The sequence below is a fragment of the Salinivibrio costicola subsp. alcaliphilus genome (genome assembly GCF_001996185.1).
Taxonomy (GTDB): domain Bacteria; phylum Pseudomonadota; class Gammaproteobacteria; order Enterobacterales; family Vibrionaceae; genus Salinivibrio; species Salinivibrio costicola.
Genome location: NZ_MUFR01000171.1, coordinates 1 through 337 on the forward strand (window position 1 = coordinate 1; position 337 = coordinate 337).

At 41.5% G+C, this 337-nt stretch carries 1 rRNA gene; it reads left to right on the plus strand.

The annotated features are described in order from the left end of the window. A 16S ribosomal RNA gene (locus BZJ21_RS16640) occupies positions 1–55 on the plus strand; the annotation flags it as partial. Positions 56–337: the final 282 nt, after the last annotated feature.

Here is a 337-nt window from a genome sequence, read left to right on the forward strand (position 1 = left end):
GGTGAAGTCGTAACAAGGTAGCCCTAGGGGAACCTGGGGCTGGATCACCTCCTTACTGACGCTATTCTTGCGAGTGTTCACACAGATTGCACGGTCAAATTGAAAAAGCGCTAACTAATGGCAAGCCATTGGTTAACGCTTTTAGGCGTTACTCTGAAAAGAGATGCTCTTTAACAATCTGGAAAGCTGACAAGTCATTCTTTAAGAATGACAGTAAAGTTCTCAATCAGTGACAGAAATGTCACTCACACAATCAAGTGTGCTTGGACTTTGTCTTATTGAATCAATAACGACAAAGCTTCTATTTGAGTCCGGCAAAAACAAAACCTTAGTTGTT